Origin of the sequence: Neobacillus sp. B4I6 (genome assembly GCF_050434045.1) — a bacterium.
Taxonomy (GTDB): Bacteria; Bacillota; Bacilli; order Bacillales; family Cytobacillaceae; genus Neobacillus.
Genome location: NZ_JBNPWB010000002.1, coordinates 4027031 through 4047007 on the forward strand (window position 1 = coordinate 4027031; position 19977 = coordinate 4047007).

Genomic DNA, 19977 nt, shown 5'->3' on the forward strand with positions numbered 1-19977 from the left:
TCCTCATAGAAATGCTAATATAAAATACTTTTACTTTTTTCAAATCTATAAAAGAAAATTACAAAATCTATTAATGTTCAGTATTCCTCTACATTATATATCATTGATAATACCCTTGAAACACTTTATTTTGATGAATTTTGTATAATTGTAGAACTATTTGTCTATTTGTAGTATCGGTAAAGTTACAATTACTCGTGTTCCTTTATCAATAATACTTTTTATTTTCATCGCACCCCTGTGATCCTTAATTATTTGATCTGTAACCATTAAGCCTAAGCCTGTTCCATCCGTTTTCGTAGTAAAAAATGGTTCTCCAAGATTTAGGATATTCTCATCAGCAATTCCACACCCCTCATCTTGAATTGAAACGGACAGTTTGTGTTTTTCTAATACTTTAACATGTATTTCTATCCTGCCGCCCTCAGGCATTGCTTCGATTGCATTTTTTATCAAATTAATAAATACTTGTTTTAATTGTTTATCATCACAATCCAGAGGTGGTAAGGGGCCAGCTATTATTGTTTCAACAATTACTCCTTGTCTTTCGGCTTGTTGTTGCGTAATGGATAATGTATAAGCAATTATTTCTTCAATACTTGCCTTTTCAAATTTGATTACTCTTGGTTTTCCAATGGACATCAGATCATTTACAATGGAATTAATCCGGTCGATTTCCTGAATCATAATTGGATAATAATCGTTTGTGTTTGGGTACCGTTCCTGCTGCAGTTGTGTAAAGCCCTTTAATGATGAAAGGGGATTACGTATTTCATGGCCGATTGCCGCAGCCATTTGACCAATAACAGCCAGCTTTTCTTTTTGTCGTAGTTCTTCGTAAACGGTTGTCAAGGTTTGAATATAGGAATTAAAGCGTATCACTAAAATATAGGCTATCACTGATAAGATGACATAGATAACTGTTGGAATTAATACGTTTAAATCTTGTAAAATTATTCCTAACAATAATTCCTTCCCTATCATCCCCAACGAAACAACCCAGAAGTATTTTTTATTTACAAAAATAGGACTAAATAGAACAAATAATACTTCCACGATATTTCCTGCAGCATAAGAAGCTGTTGTTCCTAAAATTTCTAAAAGGGTGTCCAAAATATCAATACCGATATAGCTAATGATGTAGATATATTTAACAATGTAAGGATTTCCCTTTTTAATAAAGTAAATAGCAATAGGCAACAAAGCAAGGATTAATATATATAACCAAATTCCCAGACCAACTCTCTCTGTATTAAATTGACTTTTCTGGTCATTTAAGTGAGGTCTAATATAATTATAGAAAATATCAAACGAATAAAACATAAAGTAAAATAACCATAAAAACAGTGTTATTGCCTTTCTCTCTTCAAATAAAAGCTTCGGATTGTTAATGCCTTCTTTCATGCTAGTTTCTCCTCAATCTGATCATCTTGTATTAAATTAGATAAAAAACCTGCTCCTATTTTATCATCTTTCTTATGTTTAAATTACATTATTTTTGTAAAAGCGATAAATTTCGACATTTTTCGATAAATCAAATAAAAAAAGGAACTTACTATATTTTGAGGAATTAAATAAAGTTATAGAAGACGATAGAATTAAATTTGGAAAAAAAGCCGTTTAAGGAAAGGGAGGACTGCCGGTTACGGGGATTGAAGAATGCAAGTGAACAGGCTCTCCTTACGGCAGCCTGCCAAAATATAAAAAAGATTGCAACACACTTAGCCAGACTGGAAAAAGTGTGTTGCAATTCTTTAGATTGATTCGCCACCCTATTGATTGGAGCGGAAGGTGCGAGACTCCTGCGGGAGTACGGGACTGGGGAGACCCCACAGGCGCTTAGCGCCGAGTTATCATGAACGAAACTAGCTCCTTACTCGTAAATTCGTAGGTTAATTTGGTAAGAATGTTTAATGTTGAAAAACAAAAAACCAAATTAGAGCTACATTACGAAAGGAGCTAGTCATTATGCAGGATGCCATAAAATTTGTAGGTTTAGACGTATCAAAGGAAAAAATTGCTGTAGCTATTGCTGAAGAGGGCCGCGGAGAGCCTAGATACTTTGGAATGATTCCTCATACACCTGAAGCAATTAGGAAATTAATAAAAAAACTTGGAGAACCTAACACTCTTCGAGTGTGTTATGAAGCAGGTCCAACTGGGTACCCACTATTTAGACTATTACTTACTTTGGGAGTTCATTGCGATGTGATAGCTCCATCCTTAATACCTAAAAGACCAGGTGAGCGTATCAAGACATATCGTAGGGATTCTATCCGACTTGCTCAGTTATATCGAGCAGGTGAATTAACACCTATTTATGTTCCTGATACGGAAGATGAAGCTCTCCGTGATTTAGTAAGAGCACGTGAAGACGCAAAAGAAGATGAACTAAGAGCTAAGCATCGTTTATCTAAATTTTTATTACGTAATAATCTTCACCCACCAGCTGGAGTTAATAAATGGACTAAAAAGTATCGTGAATGGCTAAATGTATTAAAATTTGAAAACTCATCTTTACGAGTGGTTTTTCAGGAATATTATCATCAATTAAAAGAGTTAGAACAACGAATTCTAAGACTCGAAGAGGAAATAAAATTACAAGCAGCCGAAGGTGTTCATGCTCCAATGATTCAAGCCTTACAAGCATTAAGAGGTGTTGCGCTTATAACTGCGACTAGTCTTGTCGCAGAAATTGGTTCTTTTAAACGTTTTCCAACCCCGAAACAATTTATGGCTTATGTTGGTTTAGTACCGAGCGAATCCTCTAGTGGTGAGAAAAGGAGACAAGGAGAAATTACTAAAACTGGAAATCGCCATGTTCGCCGTCTATTAATTGAGTCTGCTTGGAGTTATCGATATCAACCTTCAGTTAAAGGTGAATTAAAGAGACGGCAAGACGGCTTATCTCCAATAGTTCAAGGTATATCCTGGAAAGCTCAAAATAGGCTTCATAAAAGATATTTTCAACTACTATCCAGAGGAAAAACAGGTGGTAAAGCAATCACTGCAGTAGCAAGAGAGTTGGCAGGTTTTATTTGGGCTATTACGCAAGAGATAAATGATACTTCCAAAATTTGATTGTAAATATTGAAAATAAAATGCTTTTATATTGATTTAAAAATAGAAGATGAGAATAGGGCTCGAAGGCAAAGAGTAATACCGGAAAGGAAAATCCACGTGCCTCCTCTGTGCTATACCTTATAAGGGTTAACGCACGCGCCGAGTTAGTGGAAAAGTCCTTTAAACGGAAAGATAAAATGTGAAAACCCACGAATATCAGAATGCTAACCGCAGTAGAGATTTTTGCTTTCGTGCCGTGTTCTTAACATCTATTCAAATAAATAAGGAGCGGACATGTGATCATTTCTTCTTTAGCTTAAAATAGTGTCTCATCTCTTAGAATGGCAGTCAAGGAGAGCACTTGACAGCCATTCTAAGAGATGAGAATAGGTTGGTAAGCTAAAGAAGGAGATAATCTAGCCAGAAGGCTAATAAGACAACAATGAAAAGAAGCCAAAATTAGCTTCTCTTCTTAAAATTGCCCAAAAATAATACAAATACTAATTTAGAGTGGGGGCCTTGACAGTTTCGTTCATATCAGGAGGCTCCCCGGCACGCCCGCGGAAAGCGAAGCACCTGGAGCGGAAATCAACAGGCCCGGTTGCAAGGACAAATAATTTAATAAAAATGGGTATTTGGCAAAATAAAAAATTGCCGAGAAAAATACCCTTTCTCGACAATCTGAACTTACTATAGCAAGCCCCTTCTTTGTTTAATCCAATTAGTTAACTTTTTTCAACAAATCCACTGCTTTATTCAAGGTTGAATGTTTACGTCCATACCCAAAATAAACGAATAGTCCAATCACAAGCCAAACTCCGAAGCTAATCCAAGTTGTTTTTGGTAACTGAATAATTAAATACCCGCAGAACACAAAAGCAAGAATTGGAATATAAGGTACAAATGGAACCCGGAAGCCTGTTTTAGGTGCTTGTTTATTTTTTCGAAGATATAAAATCCCCACTGAAACCGTCATAAAGGCAAAGAGAGTTCCGATATTTGTTAGTTCTGCAAGTTTGTTTAATGGAACTAAACCTGCAAAAATTGATACAAGTAAACAAATAATCCATGAATTCACCATTGGTGTTTGCTTGTTCTTATCAACTTTTGAAAATACCTTTGGCAATAGGCCATCACGGCTAATCGCATAAAATAAACGAGATTGTCCATAAAGAAGAACCAATAATACCGTTGTGATACCTGCAATTGCACCAAGCGAGATAAAACCAGCCACCCAATCCTGATGGATATAGTTAAGAGCAAATGCAACTGGGTTTTTCACGCCTAACTCTTGGTAAGGAACGATTCCTGTTAGAATGGCAGAGACAGTAATATATAACACCGTACATACTAGTAAAGATACGATAATACCAATTGGCATATTCTTTTGCGGATTTCTCACTTCTTCAGCTGCAGTTGATACGGCATCAAAGCCAATATAAGCAAAGAATACCGTTGCAGCACCAGCTGTCACACCTGAAAATCCAAACGGCATAAATGGCGTCCAGTTTGAAGGCTTTACATACCAAGCGCCCACACCGATAAATAACAAAACAACGACTAACTTTATAATTACCATAATCGTGTTAAAGCGAGCAGATTTCTTAACACCCTGTGTTAATAGTAACGTGATGATTACTATGATAAGAATTGCCGGAACATCGATAAATGTGCCGTTTGCTGGATCATATGCACTTGTGATTGCTTTAGGAAAATGTATACCAAAGCCAGCGAGAAGCCCTTGTAAATACCCGGACCAACCACTAGCAACAGCAGATGATGCAAACCCGTATTCGAGGATTAAATCCCAGCCCAATATCCAGGCAATTATTTCACCAAAGGTAGCGTAGCTATACGTATATGCACTCCCTGAAACCGGTACAGTGGATGCAAATTCCGCATAACATAGGGCAGCAAATACGCACGCAAATCCAGATAAAACAAAAGATAAAATAAGTGCAGGTCCTGCATGTTCTGCTGCTGCAACACCAGTTAATACAAATATTCCGGTACCTATAATAGCTCCAATTCCAAGCATGGATAAATCAAAGGCACCTAAATCTTTCTTTAAAATTACATCTTTTTGTCCAGCTTCTTGTATAAGATCCTTTATTGATCTTTTTCTAAATAAATTCATTGGTTTACCTCCACGAAAATGATGACGGAATGTTCTGAAAAAACAGTTCACTAAAAATATATATCGAAATAATATAATTACTTTATCGAAAAAGCAATATTTTTCGAAAAATAAAACTATTTGAATATTATTCCATGGAAATTAAAGCGATGGAAACGCCCCGCCTTAATATTCAATTAACTTGTAGAAACCTTTTATTCAAAGGTTTCTACTATTACGATATAATTATTATAATTTCCACTCTAACGAATAATCATTTCCTATATAACAAAAAAAAAAAAAAAAAACAGATTCCTCGAAGAAATTGACTTCCGAGGTAATCTGTTTCGTTTTTTTAAGCTACATTTCTTTCAAGCTTAATCCGTGGTGAATTCCACATAGTGATCCATTTTCTAATAGCAGTCACCATAATAATCATACCAAGCGCTAGCATAATGATGGATAAAACCCCATTTAAAACACTATAGCCTGCTGCTTCGGAATTTAGATAAACATTTTTCACCATCCAGTAGCCCGCATAGTTTACAGTTACAAAGAGATAAGCGAGCGGTACCAAGCATGTAAGCATATATCGACGTTTATCAGCAATGCTTAGTATTACTGTTGCACCGATAATTAGACCGATGGAAGCCATTAGTTGATTGGAAACACCAAACAGCGCCCAGACGGAGCCAATATCACCCGAGAAGAGTAGGTAACCCCACATAAAACATGCTAATGCACTAGCAAAAATAGAACCAGGAAGCCAATCTGTTTTCTTCAATGGCTTATAGAATTCACCGAAAAAGTCTTGGATTAAATAGCGAGCAACGCGTGTTCCAGAATCAATGGCTGTTAAAATAAATACAGCTTCGAACATAATAACAAACTGGAAGAAGTAAGATGATAATTTCGTAAACCATGGAATGGCTGTGAAGACATAGGTCATACCTACTGCTAATGTCACCGCACCACCGGTTCTACCTTCAAGATTAATGCCAATTTCTTTGGCAAGTTTCGGCAGCTCCTGCACTTGCATGCCAAGTGTTTTAAAGACTTCAGGTGTGGAGTTAATCGCAAAATAGTCTGCAGGCTGAAGGGCTGTTGCCGCAATCAATGCCATGATTCCAACCACACATTCTACAAGCATGGCGCCAAAACCAACCACTTTAATATCAGACCAACGATCAAGCATTTTAGGAGTCGTACCTGAACCTACGAAAGCATGGAAACCGGAGATCGCTCCACAGGCAATCGTAATTGAGATAAATGGCCATACAGGACCACCTAATACCGGTCCACCACCAGATGTGAATTTTGTGAAAGCAGGCATCTCAATTGCGGGATTGATAATGAATACTCCGATGATAAGTGCAATAAATACGCCAATTTTCATAAAGCTGCTTAAGTAATCACGTGGTGCAAGCAAAAGCCATACTGGCAACGCTGCTGCAAAGAAAGCGTAAATTGGTAGTATAATAGCTAATGTTTTTGTATCTAATGTCAGCCAATCACCTAATACCGTATTTTGAATGGACGGACCAACAAACACTCCGACCATAACGAGAATAAAACCTATAGTAGATGTTAATTTCAAGTTGCCGGTTTTTTTATAAGCGATCCCAACAAACATCGCAATTGGAATCGTGATTCCCACTGAGAAGGTTCCCCATGGATTGTGTTCAAGTGCATGAAGAACAACCATTGAAAGACCTGCCATTGTGATGGTAATAATGAACAACATGGCAAGACCCGTACAAAAACCTGCAACAGGTCCAAGTTCATCCTTCGCTACTTCTGATAAGGACTTTCCTTTTTTTCGCATCGATGCAAAAAGAACCACCGCATCATGAACTGCCCCACCAATAACAGCCCCGATTAACAGCCAGAGTAGACCAGGCAAGTAACCAAATTGTGCTGCAAGGATTGGACCTACAAGAGGGCCTGCCGCAGCGATTGCTGCAAAGTGATGACCAAATGTTACCCATTTATTGGTTGGGACATAGTCCTTACCATCGTTTAATTCATGCGCCGGTGTCTGCTTTGAATCATCTAATTTTAAAACCTTTGCTGCCATGAATGTTCCGTATAAACGATAAGCAATCATTAAAATACAGATCGAACCAATTACAATTGAAACCGCATTCATATTATTCTAACCTCCTATATTCATACTTCACTTGTCTCTATCTTAGCGAAAGAAAACGCCAACATTGGGTTTTCAAGCTAAAATGCAAGGATTAGACGATGAAAAACAAGAATAATAGCATGAAATGCAAAAAACAGCTTCTTAAAAACCAAGAAGCTGTTTTAGCTCTTTTGTATAGGTTCTGCTTACTGGAACCTTTTCTCCATCCTTCATAATTAAGTTGTAGGTAGAATTAAACCAAGGCTCTATCTCAACAATGGCATCGACATTAACTAAATAAGCGCGGTGGACACGAATGATCGACGAATGTTGCAGCTTCCTTTCGAAAGTGATTAGCGTATCACTGACAGAGTACTTTGAGTTCCCTGTCGCAATGACTGTTTTCCCTTCATTTGTACCGATATAGAGTATGTCACTTATGTTTACGATTACAATTTTTTCATCAATTGTTATCGCAAGCTTTTCAGACCTCTCGTAAACAAAATTATTTTTCTGAATTGAAAAAGGAATAGCTTGTTTTTTATATTCGATAAGTTTATAAAGCTTCTCAATTGTTTGTAAGACTCTTTTTTCATCAAAAGGTTTTAAGATGTAATCAACGGCATTTAATTCAAAAGCCTTAAGGGCATATTCATCAAACGCTGTCGCAAATACAATGAATGGAGGGTGATCAAGTTTATTAACAAGAGCTGCAATTTCGATTCCACTTTCATCAGCGAGCTGGATATCTAAAAAAATAACATCAAGTTCTAGATTGCTTATTTTTTCAAATGAGCTTTCTACACTATCAGATTCCCCCACTATTTCAATCTGTTTGCTTCGTTTAAGAAGATAGGTCAGCTCATCTCTAGCTAACGGCTCATCATCCACAATAAAAGCCTTTAACAACATCCTCACCCCACTTTTGTTGTGTTAACGGTAGTGTAATCGATACTTTCGTTCCTTTATTAAGGCTACTTTCAATTTGAAAAGAAGCATTTTGACCATAAATTTCTTCAATCCTTTTTTTGATATTCCAGAGCGCCGTTCCTGTCCCTCCAGATGAATCCACTGTTTGGTTTCCCAGTGTTCCAAGCAGCTCTGCTGAGATACCCTTTCCATCATCTTCAGTTAAAAGGACCATTTTCTCCCCTTCCTGGAAGGCACAGACTTTTACGGTTCCATGTTTCGCCTTTGGAAAAGCATAACGAATTGCATTTTCAACAAGCGGCTGCAATGTAAAAGGCGGAACTAGTACCCTTTCTAGCGGTGGTGAAATATCCAATTCAACATGATAACGGTTTGGAAAGCGTGCTTGCTCAATGGTTAGGTAAGCCTCAATATGTTCGAGTTCTTTTTCAAGCGGTATTAACATTTGCCTTGCTCCCTGTAGATTACTTCGGAAGAAGGTACTTAGTTTGATTAATAGACTCCTAGCTTTATCGGCATCTGTTCGAATAAGACTTGAAATCGTATTAATAGCATTGAATAAGAAATGTGGATGGACTTGGGCTTGCAAAGCCTTAATCTCCGCATCTTTTAATAATCTTCTTTGCATTTCCAGCTCCGCCATTTCTAATTGAACCGAAAATAAGTTGCTTAAACCTTCTGCCAACTCTTGTTCAACCCGGTCTAGTTTACTAGTATCAGTGAAATACAGCTTCAGTGTCCCCACTGTTTTTGCATGGACCTGTAAAGGTAATACAATGGCTGCTTTCAGAGGGCAGTTTGGGTTAAAACATTGAATTTCATGAACCGATTTTGCAATTGTGATCTTCCCTTGTTCCAGCACCTTTTTCGTTAATTCCGTCGCCATGTTTCCTGATGGAATATGATGGTCTGAACCTGTACCGACATGGGCAAGAACATGGGATTGATCTGTAATCGAAATGGCATCCGCATTGGTCCAATGGAGAATAATCTCCGCTGCTTTTGTACAAGATTCCACATTTAAACCTTGGCGAAAAAAAGGGAGAGTCTGGTTAGCGATGTATAAGGCTTTATGTGTTTGAAGTGCTCTCATCCGCTCCTGTTCTTGCAGAATTTCCTGGATTATCAATACAAAAAGAAGTGTCCCAAACCCATTAATCGCAATCATCGGGAAAGCAATTACCTCTACAAGATGCAGAGCCTCATTAAATGGTCTGGCTTGTAAAAGAATAATCCCCATCTGTGCACATTCCATTAATATCCCCATGACAACAGCCTTCCAAGGCGAATTCCCCTCTTGAATCTTAAAGCGCTTACTTAAGATTCCTGTGACAACTCCAGCCATAATCGTTGACAGGGCACAAGCAGCAGCTGTAAAACCACCTAGGGTCAATCGGTGTATACCAGCAATTAAACCGACCCCAATTCCAACAATGGGTCCGCCAAGTAAACCACCTATCGTTACACCCATAATTCTAGTATTAGCGATCGCACTTTCACTGTTCATATTTGTCAACCAGTCCTGGGAGGTAATTGTTCCATGTCCAATCTTTACTCCTGTATAATTACTAATAACTCCAAAAGCTCCGAAAATAACGATCATAAATATTTTTGCGGTAATACCGTGTTCGTTATGAATGATTTGACGGAATGATTTCATCCTCGAGAGAAGAAACGCTACAATGATAAGAATACCGACACGTTCAAGCATGAGAGGCAATAATTCGAGCATGGTATCTCACCTTTCGTCTTTACTTTTCCCTACTACTATACCAAAAAAATAAGCCTACCGCAGAAAAAATAGCACACGTTATTGTGTGCTATTCACATCTATCGAGTTTTCCCCGTGAAACTCCCATAATAAACATAACATTTTCGGTCTTCGTCAATTTCCCTTGAATCAAGGGCGAATTCTAGGAACCTTCCGTCTCTCTGAATGTAAATAATATCGGAGTGAAGGACAACCAAAACTTCTTCATGATTCCAAACATCTTTTTTCTCGATCAGGACGGACCTGTTTCTCTGAAGCTCTCTAACTTCAAAACCAATATGGGAATACTGTTCTTCAGATATGTCGTCATAGGATGACTTTTCTTTTTTCACGTAAAGGACAGCCGTCCCGTCTGGATCTTTGGCTGTGGCCGTTACCACATACGTTTCGGATTCTTTGACGAAGTATTCACATGTCATTCTTGCTACTGCCTCACTAACTGTTAAATCTAAATAGCTCCAAAGGGCAGGAAACCTTTGATATTCATCATCCAATCGATATTCCAACCTCAAATTTCATCCCTCATTCATTTTTTCTTCCATTTTACCATTGTTTTCCTTAGGTTTACTTTTATAATTAAAATATAAATTCAATAAGGAGCGTGAAACGGTGAAGAAAACCCAATGGTTAGTGACTGGTGTTATCACCTCCCTCATAGCCGGAACACTTTCTGCCTGTTCAGACGACCGCCCCCCAAAGCCCGATGACAGCAGGTGCCGGGACTGGGACTGGGATGATGACCAAGGGGTATGGCAATGTGATGATACCCACTCGTCTCATTATGGTCATTTTTTTTACGGGGGAAGCTATTATCGAAATAAATCATCACTCTTGAAATCCTCCTCTTACAAGTCATACAAATCCTCTTCAAGCTTTAAAGGAGGATTCGGCAGTGGTTCAAAGGGTGGATTTGGAGGTTAGAAATGTCGAATTATTCAACGAATCGAAAGGTGTTTTATTCGCAATTCCCAACCTTTTGGTCAGATTTATACGAGAGCGAATATAGTCTTTACCAAGTTTATTCGATAACGGAACATACATCCTGCCTTTTAAAAGAAGCAACAGAACGCATGGGTCACATTTTTTTCAAGACCGCCCGCCTGTTACGGAGTCTTACTGATGAACAACTCCTTGAACTTGGGTATCCACCTGTAAGTCTTCCATTTTTAAGGTTGAAAAACTTCTCCCCTGAAACCATTATCGCTCGGTTCGATTTTGTGTTGACCGCGGATGGATTCAAATTAATTGAATTCAATAGTGATACACCGACTTTTATTGTGGAATGTTTTCATATGAACGGAATGGTTTGTTCTGAGTTTGGTTACTTGGATCCAAATGAAGGAGGGGAACGCCTGCTATCTTCCGGTATTACACGCGCAGTAATCGAAGCATCAAAAGGAAAAAGGAAGGCTAACATTGTGTTCACAGCCCACTCTGATCATATCGAAGACTGGAATACCATTAAATATTTAAGCAAGTTATGTCAGGTTCAAAATCGGATCGTTCCATTGTCCACTCTCCGGATTATAGACGGTACTCTTGTCGACGATGAGGGTATACCTATTGATGTGTTGTACCGCCAAACCTATCCTCTTGAACATTTGGTTGACGATCAGGATCCTATAACAGGTGACCCGGTTGGAATCGAATTATTGCAACTAGTCAAAGAAGGCCAACTCTCTATTTTAAATCCTGTCTCAGCCTTTTTGTTGCAGCCGAAATCCATTCAATGTTTAATTTGGGGATTAGCAGAACAGGGAGCTTTTTATACAAAAGAAGAGCAAGGATGGATTATGGAATATATGCTGCCTACCTATCTTGAAGCAGATGCATTTAAGGGACAGCTTGACTATGTTCAAAAACCATCCTTCGGCAGAGAAGGAGATACGGTGACAATTTGGGATCAACACTCCAATATTACCGCTCAAAATTCCTTTCAAACCTATAAAGAGGAAGTTTCGGTCTTTCAACAGTACGTCCCTCTCCCTACTGTTTCATTGGAAACAGAAAAGGGAATCGAGGTACTTTCATTAGTATTCGGATCTTTTCTCATTGCCGGAAAGGCCGGAGGTATCGGCATTCGGGCAGGTGGAAAAATCACTGGCAACGAATCTTATTTCTTACCAGTGGGTATAAAAAACAAGGGGGAATGGAAATGACGAATTTCTTATTATATTTAGCAGTTTCACTTGGTCTTTTATTCGTAGGACTGTTTCTTATGGAAGTAACAACAAAGGTCAAAGAGTTTTCCTTAATGGCAAAAGGAAATAAGGCAGCAAGCTATGTCCTTGGGGGAAGGCTTCTAGGTCTTGCCATTGTTTTGTATTCTACTGCTGCCAATTCTATTTCTCTTACGGATATGGCCATATGGGGTGCCATCGGAATTGTGGCCCAAATTGTGGTTTTTTACCTGGCTGAATGGCTTACACCTCGTTTTAACGTCAGTCAAAGCATCGAGGAAGATAACCAGGCAGTTGGCCTTTTTCTAATGCTGCTGTCGGTTTCCATCGGTATCGTCATTGCTGGGTGTTTAACTTATTAAAAAAAAGCGCAGGCGCCTTACACAGGGGCTGGAGCTAGATTGAAAAAAACGCATCTCGAGATGCGTTTTTTTATAGTGATTTATATGTATTTTTATCGCATATCACAAACAATCGAGCCTCTTTCGATAGAGGTTCATTCCACTTTTTCAATATATTTAGATCACTCCGATCCGCAATGAGCTGGGCCCCTTTTTGCTTTAGGTGCTCGTACGCATCTCCATATGTTTTCCAGTCGGATTTAACTTCAACTTCCCATAAATCACTGCCCCCGTCTCCATCCTTTCGGCTTAATAACTGAGTAAAAAGATGACTTGCCCCTTTTGTCTGCGCCGATTTTGCCATCAGGTTGGACACCGATTCATGCGAAAGGATAAATTCATCAATTTTGACATGTTTAAAATTGCCGACATGCTTTTCATTTAGAATTTCTGCGATCGTATAAATATTTTTTTCCGTACCTTCATCATAGCGCTCGATGGAGGATGCGGTTATAAGCGTTTTACCATCTGCTAAATCTGGGTTGTCGATCCCATCTGGGGCAAAGAGCAAAACTGCTTTTGATCTTTCAATTTTTGCTCTTTTCAATGTTTCTTCATCTGTGGGGCTCCCCTGGATATATAAAAACCGCTCATGTTCATATGGTGTCTTCTCTAATTCATCAATTAGTACGATTTCTGTTTTTTCATCTCCAATAAACAGCTCTTTTATCGTGTTTTTGCTTTTGGCAGTCCAGCCGATAATAACGTAATGATCTTCTCCTTTAAAAGTCATTCTTCCTTCCTCCTTCATCCGTTTGTATCGTGAGACAGCATCGACGATCATTCCTATAACCGTACCAAAAAGCCCGATACCTGCTGTATAGACGATTACCATCGCCCAAACTCTCCCCAACAGTGTCGTCGGATACACGTCCCCGTAGCCAACCGTGGTCATCGTGGTAAGAATCCACCAAATAGCATGGAAAGTATTTTCAAATGTTTTAGGCTCTAATATTCTCATGACCTCAGCGTTTATAAAAATATAAAATGTCGTAAATAACAGTACCGTACGATACCGATACTTAGCTGCCGTTAGAAACAACCTTCGAAAAAGTATCATGGATAAACCTCCATTCTCTCACTCCCGTTATAAGAGTTTATAGAATTATATTTCTGTTATCTCTTTGGTTATTCCTTTAAAGAAAATAGTTTTATTATTATTATTATTGACAAATAGAATCCAGTCCTGTAATATTAGTATTTGTGCTTCACATTTAATTGTAACTTGTAATAGATAAGATAACGCAAAGTAAGAATTTTTCTGGCATTCTGCTTATGTTTTAAAATTAAAACTTATTCACACTGGATCGGCTTCGGAGCCGTTAGGATGTAAGAGAGGTAGGGCTTACGTCGTTTAGGTATAAAACCTTCAGGTGGAAAAATAACCGCGGCAAACTTGTTTTTATAAACAATGATTATTATATAAGTTTTTACCTTGCGATTGCTAACAAGAAGTACAACCAATCACAAGTTACGATACGTATTCATTAAATGAATAAAACTAAGAAGGCAGAGGGATATTTCATTCCTCTGCCTTCGCCCATTTTAGAACATATTTACTAATTTTACTTCCAAAAAGTCCAAAACAAAAGGCCTGAATCGGTATCAGGCCTTTTTCATTTTATTTTTCGATAACAATCGCTTGTTTACCCATCTGCTCCCAAGCTTTAATAAAACTGGAGCGATTTAATTTCTGATTCTTTTCACCGTATGGATTGTTAATATAAATATAATTTTCATCGTAACCTGTAATCGCTACACTATGTTCACTAAAGGTAATTTTGATTTGTCCTTGCGGGGTATTCCACGTTTGAAAAACAGAAACGGGAGCAAAGCTGGACGTGGTAATGACCCAAACTGGAAGTCCTTGACCTACTTTTTCTAATACATCATCAAACGAATGATTTGTTAAATTAACTGCTTTATCACCGACATATTTTTGGGCGAGTTCAAATACGGGACCATTATAAACTCCTAGTCCTGGTCCATGTGCCATATCGCCGACAAATCCGGCATTCGGATTACCCTTTTTACCGTTACTATAGTTTAACGGAACTGTTTTAATCTTTTCTGCTAACTCATTTTTAGTCACTTTTACACCGTGATAATTAAGAATCATCGCAAGGCTTGTAACCTCACAGCCGTTGTAAAGTATGGGTTGGTCCATTTGATTTATTAATGGTACATCTAGGTTGATACTATCTGGAATACTCGGTGCCTCTTTTGCGAGAAGTGCCACTATCCGGGTTTTTAATGGAGCGGCTTCGGTGCCTTGTATCGCTTCTTGACGATCAAACTTTACAGCTAAAATCGTTTTAGCACTAATAAATAATAGTAAGACAACTAGAATTGCAATTAGTATTTTTTTCATATATGAATGTACCATTCCTTGTAATAGACTTTGCTGAATGACAATTGGTAATAGTAATATACTACTATATTACCTTACTAAAAAACAATAAAGGAAAGAATTTTCCAATTAATGATAATCTTTAAAGCTTAAGTTTTCCTTAAAAAATTCCCTTTAGTAGTTTGCACTAAAGGGAATAGGTTAAATTCGTACCTTATTATGGTTAATTTTTCGAATTACTTGATTGATTACTTCTGAAAAAACTAAGCCAAAGGCGATGGATCCTGCCAGCATGAGGACTTTTGCCGCCAATGCTATCGCTGAATTATAATCGTTCTCAACAAAATTCCGCATCGCATCATAGGCCAGACCTCCAGGCACAAGCGGAATAATTCCAGCTACACTAAAAATAATCACTGGCGTTTTATAGAACTTTGCTAATTGTTGACTGATGACAGCAATAAAAATGGTCGCAGCTAATGTAGCTAAAATGGGGTTATTTGAGTAGTCTTCTAGCAGGAAATAAATTAACCAGCCACCCATTCCTATCAGTCCGCACTTCACTAAGGATTCTTTCGGTGCATTAAATAGAATTCCAAAGGCACCTGTTGCAATTAAGCTTGTTAGTGCCTGAGCAAGAACAGCCACAATAAATACACCTCACTTCACATAAAAGATAATACGACCGCAATCCCTGTCCCAATCGCAAAGGCAGTTAGAAAAGCTTCCGCACCCTTTGATAACCCCGATACTAAGTGTCCCGCCATTAAATCTCTAATCGCATTGGTCACTAAGAGTCCAGGAACTAATGTCATCACCGAGCCAATAATAATTTTATCTAATTGCTGACCGACTCCAATTTTCACAAATAAAAATGAAAGCAATCCAATTACGAACGATGCTAAAAACTCCGAGAAAAACTTGATTGGGACAAAGCGATGAAAATATACAAAGCTTAGATAACCCATCCCGCCTGAAATCATCGCTGGAATAAAATCATTCCAGCCTCCCTCAAACATAATCATAAAACAACCGCTGGCGAGTGACGCTGCGGCCACTTGGACCCTAAAGGGAAACGTTAAATTAAGGGAGTCAATTTCCTTTAGATCTTCCAAAGCTTCTTTTAGGTTGACTTCTCCACCTGTAATTTTCCTTGAAATGCTATTCACCATAGAGACTTTTTTCAAGTCTGTTGACCGCTCCGATATTCTAATAAGCTTGGTCTTCGTTGGCTCTGTTCCTTCTGCTGAAAAAATAATTCCGGTTGGAGTTACGTAGCTATGAGTACTTTCTATACCAAAGGCTGCGGCAATACGCATCATCGTATCTTCTACCCGATAGGTCTCCCCGCCGCTTTGAAGCATGATTTTCCCCGCTAATAAGCAGACCTCCATAACTTCATATGTTTGTTCTACTGGTTTTTCCATTTATCTCACCACACACAATTCTCCATTTTTACTTAGTTTAAATTAAAACAAACGTTTAATCAAAGTTGACTTGCAGTTTGCAAGATTTCCTGTTAACGGAATAGGAAAAAAACCAATATTTTATAAATATGATAAATGTTATCAATCATTTCTATACAACATATGTAAACTTATTATAAAATATTATATAATGACCTATTGTTTCGAAAGGAATTTTGTCGATGAAATTAAACAATTCAATTTCAACACCTTTATATGACCAATTAAAACAAATACTGAAGGAGGCCATTGATCAAGGAGTTTATAAATCGGGGGAAAGACTTCCGAATGAAACGGAATTATGTGAGTTATATGGTGTTAGCCGCATAACTGTAAGAAGAGCCATTCAGGATTTAGCAGATGAGGGTTTTTTAGAGCGAAAGCAAGGGAAAGGAACTTTTGTAACGCGAACCAAAATTGCCCGAGAATTGGTTTCTATTGATGGATTCTCAGATTTTAGTAAACAAATAGGCAAGAATCCTTCTAAGCGTATTCTTGCCTGTGAAGAAATGAAAGCTACTCCGGAAATTGCCGAAGCACTTCAAATCGCCATTGATTCACCTGTCTTAAAGTTGGTCCGGATCATGTCAATCGATCAACAGCCTTTTACACTAGATATCGCCCATTACTCGTTAGAACGCTTTCCCGATTTGACTGCACGATTCACAGAACATGCATCAACCTATGAAGTTTTGAAAAACATTTACCACATCAATATCAATTCGGGTAAAAGCAAAAAAATAATTACAGTTACTCCTGCTTCAAAATTTGAAGCGGAACATTTGGACTGCGAAATTGGTGAAACACTTTTTAATATTGATAAAACCGTTTACGATGAAACAGGAGTTCCAATTCATATTTCAAATTTCAAAACACAAACCCAATTGATTGCCCTTACAATAACAACTTAAAAATAAAAGGAATGAATGGGTATCCATTTCATTCCTTTTGTTTTTAGAAAGTTAATTGTCTACCAAACCCAAATGCACCGTTCACTTCACATGTTCTTGCAGCAATCTGTGCCGCTGCTTTCAAAGATTCCTCAATGGTAAACCCATTAAAGTGGTTGGTTAAAAAACCAGCAATGAAGGAATCCCCTGCACCTAAGGTATCAATCACATTTGCTTCTTCAATTCCCTGTTTGTATCGTTTGTTATGATGAGACATAATTACGCCCTTAGAACCTCTAGTGATAATGATAAACGGCGTTCCAAGTCCATGTATTTTAAGGAAGAGCTCTTCTAGTTCAACTTCTGTAAAATCACTTCCTGAAATAAACGCAAACTGGATATGAGGGCAAACCTTTTCTAATAATTCTGTTGTAAAATGATTAGAGAAATCATAGGAAACGGGTAAATGTTGTTTAAGCAATGGCAATTCTTCCTCTAAATGACTATATATACTGGTATGTACCACATCAAACGCTTTGATGTATTCATAGTCATCGACTGATAAATTAAGCTTTAGTTTAGCCTGAACACCGCCTTTATTTGATTTAATAAAGATTCGGTCCCCTTCCACATTTAGATCAACATAAGCCTTTCCACTTTCCCCAACCGCTCTTCGAACATGACTAGTATCTATTAAGTTCTTGTTTAAAGAATCTAGAATATGATCCCCTTCTACATCCGTTCCAACAATACCTATAAATGCCGCTGACTCCGCTCCACTTTGTTTAGCTAAAACAGCAACATTTAAAGCATTTCCACCTGGAAACATTTCATTACGATCCTGGTAAATATCAACAACATTATCGCCTATTCCAATAATTTTCATATTTCCCCACTCCTTCTTATCCTTTAACACTACCTGATGATAAACCTCTAATAAAATACTTCTGCATAAACATAAATAAGAGAATGATCGGCAGGGCTGAAATCATTAAGCCAGCCATCAGAACTCCCCAATTGGTTTGAAGGGCATCCCGAAATTGCATCAATCCGGCAGGAATGGTTTTTAGTGCATCAGAATCAACAAAGATTAACGCAAACATAAACTCGTTCCAAGTATAATATGCTGTTAACACAACCGCAGTTAGTAATATCGGTTTATTTAAAGGTACAAAGATTTTTGTAAAAATGGTCCATGTATTACATCCGTCCAAAAAGGCAGACTCCTCTAATTCTTTCGGTACCTCTAGAAAAGCAGCTCTGATCAGTAGGATGGTGATTGGAATTCGGTAAGCAACATAGGGAAAGATCATTGCAAAATACGTATCATGAATTCCTAATAATTGGATGAGCTTGTATAGCGGGACTAAACTAACTTGTGGGGAGAGCATCATTCCTCCCATACAGAAAACTAATAGGATGTTCTTCCCTTTAAATTCAAACCTAGATAAACTGTAGGCTCCGAGTGCACTTATTAATACTGTTAGGAAGCAGGTAGTCGCTGTAACAATTAAACTATTAACAAAATATCCAGAAATCCCTGTGTTCCATGCCTCTGTATAATTGGAAAACAGCCATTCTTTTGGTAAAGCCCAGCTGCTGGAGAAAATCTCTGGAGTGGACTTAAATGAGTTAATTACCATCCAAAAAAGCGGATAAGCAATCACTACAAAATACAAGATCAGGATTGTAAAAATTGGCAGACTTTTAACAACATTCTTTTGCTTCCTATTTTTCTTTGTGATTGGGATCGAATGATGGTAGTCCATTACTTTGCTTGTCTCCACTCTAAACATCCTTTCCTGTTTTAAATAGTTTCAGCTGAACCAAGGAAACAATTAAGGTAATGATTAAAATCACAGTGGCAACTGCCGAAGCATAACCCATTTGGTCTTTACCGAAAGCTGAATGGTAGAGTAATGTTCCTAAAACCTCACTAGAATTACCAGGTCCGCCGCCTGTCAAAATATACGGCTCATTAAAGACGGTAAATGCACCGGTTAAGGTAATAAGTGTCGTAACGAAGAACATCTCTTTTACTTGTGGAACGGTGATTGAAAAGAATTTACGAATTTTCCCTGCCCCATCAATCTCTGCTGCCTCATACAATTCTTGGGGGATATTTTGAATCGCGATAATAAATAACATCATAATATAACCAATACTTTGCCACTGTGACACAGCAATAACAGCGAAGATAGCGGTTTCAGATTCTCCCAGCCAAGCCCTAGTTAAATTCTCAAGTCCTAACATATTTAATAGCCCATTTAAAATTCCGATATCCGGGTTATAAACAAATGTAAACAGTAAAGCGATGACAGTCATCGAGATGACAACTGGAAGGAAAAATACGGTACGGAACAATCCACTAATGAATCGTGTTAGCGGATCTTCAAGTATAGCCGCTAGAATAAGTCCGCCAAATACCTGAAAAATAATCGAGATCACTGCATACCAGAGATTATTTTTTAAAGCTATATAAAAAACTTCATCTTTAAAAAGATTAAGAAAATTTTCAAAGCCAACAAATGTTTTTTCTACTGAAAAAGCAGAGAAATCATAGAAACTATAAAAAAAGTTTTCAACAATTGGATAGTAAACAAAAAGGGCCATAAAGATTAAGCAAGGTGCAATATATAGGTATGGTAACCACTTGTTTGTATTTTGCATAATAACTCCCCT

Annotated in this window: 18 protein-coding genes; 5 read left to right on the top strand and 13 right to left on the bottom strand. The window is 37.8% G+C overall.

Annotated elements, in window-relative coordinates; translation table 11 throughout:
• Positions 1 to 156 precede the first annotated feature (156 nt).
• Entirely contained in the window at positions 157 to 1404 is a 1248-nt protein-coding gene (locus QF028_RS22230) for an ATP-binding protein (RefSeq protein WP_215002900.1), read from the bottom strand.
• Positions 1405 to 1968: 564 nt separating this feature from the next.
• Here QF028_RS22230 and QF028_RS22235 point away from each other — a divergent pair.
• Positions 1969 to 3081: an IS110 family transposase gene (locus QF028_RS22235; RefSeq protein WP_429468880.1), complete on the top strand. Its 1113-nt coding sequence runs from the start codon at positions 1969 to 1971 to the stop codon at positions 3079 to 3081.
• 703 nt (positions 3082 to 3784) lie between these two features.
• Here QF028_RS22235 and QF028_RS22240 read toward each other — a convergent pair.
• The 5 genes from QF028_RS22240 to QF028_RS22260 all read right to left on the bottom strand — a co-directional run bounded on the left by QF028_RS22240 (position 3785) and on the right by QF028_RS22260 (position 10520).
• Positions 3785 to 5200 carry an amino acid permease gene (locus tag QF028_RS22240; protein WP_429468882.1) on the bottom strand — a complete coding sequence of 472 codons (1416 nt, stop codon included), beginning with the start codon at positions 5198 to 5200 and terminating at the stop codon, positions 3785 to 3787.
• A gap of 334 nt (positions 5201 to 5534) precedes the next feature.
• Entirely contained in the window at positions 5535 to 7328 is a 1794-nt protein-coding gene (gene cstA / locus QF028_RS22245; protein WP_429468884.1) for a carbon starvation protein CstA, read from the bottom strand.
• 141 nt (positions 7329 to 7469) lie between these two features.
• Positions 7470 to 8216: a LytR/AlgR family response regulator transcription factor gene (locus QF028_RS22250; RefSeq protein WP_429472457.1), complete on the bottom strand. Its 747-nt coding sequence runs from the start codon at positions 8214 to 8216 to the stop codon at positions 7470 to 7472.
• The gene (locus QF028_RS22255; RefSeq protein WP_429468886.1) at positions 8191 to 9969 is read right to left on the bottom strand and encodes a LytS/YhcK type 5TM receptor domain-containing protein; all 1779 of its coding nucleotides are present in this window, start codon (positions 9967 to 9969) and stop codon (positions 8191 to 8193) included. The genes QF028_RS22250 and QF028_RS22255 overlap by 26 nt, the downstream gene beginning before the upstream one ends.
• Positions 9970 to 10067: 98 nt before the next feature.
• Positions 10068 to 10520: a hypothetical protein gene (locus tag QF028_RS22260; protein WP_429468889.1), complete on the bottom strand. Its 453-nt coding sequence runs from the start codon at positions 10518 to 10520 to the stop codon at positions 10068 to 10070.
• Between the two features lie 97 nt (positions 10521 to 10617).
• Here QF028_RS22260 and QF028_RS22265 point away from each other — a divergent pair, with 97 nt between their 5' ends.
• The 3 genes from QF028_RS22265 to QF028_RS22275 are packed head-to-tail and all read left to right on the top strand — an operon-like array spanning position 10618 to position 12550.
• Complete coding sequence (locus QF028_RS22265; protein ID WP_088085754.1) at positions 10618 to 10929, top strand: hypothetical protein; 312 nt, start codon at positions 10618 to 10620, stop codon at positions 10927 to 10929.
• A 2-nt stretch (positions 10930 to 10931) separates the two neighbouring features.
• The gene (locus tag QF028_RS22270) at positions 10932 to 12167 is read left to right on the top strand and encodes a glutathionylspermidine synthase family protein (protein WP_429468892.1); all 1236 of its coding nucleotides are present in this window, start codon (positions 10932 to 10934) and stop codon (positions 12165 to 12167) included.
• Entirely contained in the window at positions 12164 to 12550 is a 387-nt protein-coding gene (locus tag QF028_RS22275) for a DUF350 domain-containing protein (protein ID WP_088085752.1), read from the top strand. The genes QF028_RS22270 and QF028_RS22275 overlap by 4 nt, the downstream gene beginning before the upstream one ends.
• A gap of 70 nt (positions 12551 to 12620) precedes the next feature.
• On the opposite strand, the gene QF028_RS22280 is transcribed toward QF028_RS22275, so the two are convergent.
• The 4 genes from QF028_RS22280 to QF028_RS22295 form a co-directional block, all read right to left on the bottom strand.
• Positions 12621 to 13649, bottom strand: a complete 1029-nt coding sequence (locus QF028_RS22280; RefSeq protein WP_429468895.1) for a potassium channel family protein — start codon at positions 13647 to 13649, stop codon at positions 12621 to 12623.
• A 561-nt stretch (positions 13650 to 14210) separates the two neighbouring features.
• Positions 14211 to 14960 carry a C39 family peptidase gene (locus QF028_RS22285; RefSeq protein ID WP_429468898.1) on the bottom strand — a complete coding sequence of 250 codons (750 nt, stop codon included), beginning with the start codon at positions 14958 to 14960 and terminating at the stop codon, positions 14211 to 14213.
• A 180-nt stretch (positions 14961 to 15140) separates the two neighbouring features.
• Positions 15141 to 15587: a threonine/serine exporter family protein gene (locus tag QF028_RS22290; protein ID WP_429468901.1), complete on the bottom strand. Its 447-nt coding sequence runs from the start codon at positions 15585 to 15587 to the stop codon at positions 15141 to 15143.
• 17 nt (positions 15588 to 15604) lie between these two features.
• Positions 15605 to 16366, bottom strand: a complete 762-nt coding sequence (locus QF028_RS22295; RefSeq protein WP_215002881.1) for a threonine/serine exporter family protein — start codon at positions 16364 to 16366, stop codon at positions 15605 to 15607.
• Positions 16367 to 16587: 221 nt separating this feature from the next.
• On the opposite strand from QF028_RS22295, the gene QF028_RS22300 reads away from it, so the two are divergent.
• The gene (locus tag QF028_RS22300) at positions 16588 to 17316 is read left to right on the top strand and encodes a UTRA domain-containing protein (RefSeq protein WP_168242169.1); all 729 of its coding nucleotides are present in this window, start codon (positions 16588 to 16590) and stop codon (positions 17314 to 17316) included.
• Between the two features lie 43 nt (positions 17317 to 17359).
• On the opposite strand, the gene QF028_RS22305 is transcribed toward QF028_RS22300, so the two are convergent.
• The 3 genes from QF028_RS22305 to QF028_RS22315 are packed head-to-tail and all read right to left on the bottom strand — an operon-like array spanning position 17360 to position 19965.
• Positions 17360 to 18181, bottom strand: a complete 822-nt coding sequence (locus QF028_RS22305; RefSeq protein ID WP_429468905.1) for a PfkB family carbohydrate kinase — start codon at positions 18179 to 18181, stop codon at positions 17360 to 17362.
• A 16-nt stretch (positions 18182 to 18197) separates the two neighbouring features.
• On the bottom strand, positions 18198 to 19091 hold the full coding sequence (locus tag QF028_RS22310) for a carbohydrate ABC transporter permease (RefSeq protein WP_429468909.1): 894 nt from the start codon (positions 19089 to 19091) through the stop codon (positions 18198 to 18200).
• Positions 19084 to 19965: a carbohydrate ABC transporter permease gene (locus QF028_RS22315; protein WP_215002875.1), complete on the bottom strand. Its 882-nt coding sequence runs from the start codon at positions 19963 to 19965 to the stop codon at positions 19084 to 19086. Before QF028_RS22315 ends, QF028_RS22310 begins: the two co-directional genes overlap by 8 nt.
• Positions 19966 to 19977 lie beyond the last annotated feature (12 nt).

What these genes read in the sequence shown, in the direction of transcription:
- QF028_RS22230 (WP_215002900.1), bottom strand. Translation starts at nt 1,404, where the DNA reads ATGAAAGAAGGCATTAACAATCCGAAGCTTTTATTTGAAGAGAGAAAG.
- QF028_RS22235 (WP_429468880.1), top strand. Translation starts at nt 1,969, where the DNA reads ATGCAGGATGCCATAAAATTTGTAGGTTTAGACGTATCAAAGGAAAAA.
- QF028_RS22240 (WP_429468882.1), bottom strand. Translation starts at nt 5,200, where the DNA reads ATGAATTTATTTAGAAAAAGATCAATAAAGGATCTTATACAAGAAGCT.
- cstA (WP_429468884.1), bottom strand. Translation starts at nt 7,328, where the DNA reads ATGAATGCGGTTTCAATTGTAATTGGTTCGATCTGTATTTTAATGATT.
- QF028_RS22255 (WP_429468886.1), bottom strand. Translation starts at nt 9,969, where the DNA reads ATGCTCGAATTATTGCCTCTCATGCTTGAACGTGTCGGTATTCTTATC.
- QF028_RS22270 (WP_429468892.1), top strand. Translation starts at nt 10,932, where the DNA reads ATGTCGAATTATTCAACGAATCGAAAGGTGTTTTATTCGCAATTCCCA.
- QF028_RS22275 (WP_088085752.1), top strand. Translation starts at nt 12,164, where the DNA reads ATGACGAATTTCTTATTATATTTAGCAGTTTCACTTGGTCTTTTATTC.
- QF028_RS22280 (WP_429468895.1), bottom strand. Translation starts at nt 13,649, where the DNA reads ATGATACTTTTTCGAAGGTTGTTTCTAACGGCAGCTAAGTATCGGTAT.
- QF028_RS22285 (WP_429468898.1), bottom strand. Translation starts at nt 14,960, where the DNA reads ATGAAAAAAATACTAATTGCAATTCTAGTTGTCTTACTATTATTTATT.
- QF028_RS22295 (WP_215002881.1), bottom strand. Translation starts at nt 16,366, where the DNA reads ATGGAAAAACCAGTAGAACAAACATATGAAGTTATGGAGGTCTGCTTA.
- QF028_RS22300 (WP_168242169.1), top strand. Translation starts at nt 16,588, where the DNA reads ATGAAATTAAACAATTCAATTTCAACACCTTTATATGACCAATTAAAA.
- QF028_RS22305 (WP_429468905.1), bottom strand. Translation starts at nt 18,181, where the DNA reads ATGAAAATTATTGGAATAGGCGATAATGTTGTTGATATTTACCAGGAT.
- QF028_RS22310 (WP_429468909.1), bottom strand. Translation starts at nt 19,091, where the DNA reads ATGTTTAGAGTGGAGACAAGCAAAGTAATGGACTACCATCATTCGATC.
- QF028_RS22315 (WP_215002875.1), bottom strand. Translation starts at nt 19,965, where the DNA reads ATGCAAAATACAAACAAGTGGTTACCATACCTATATATTGCACCTTGC.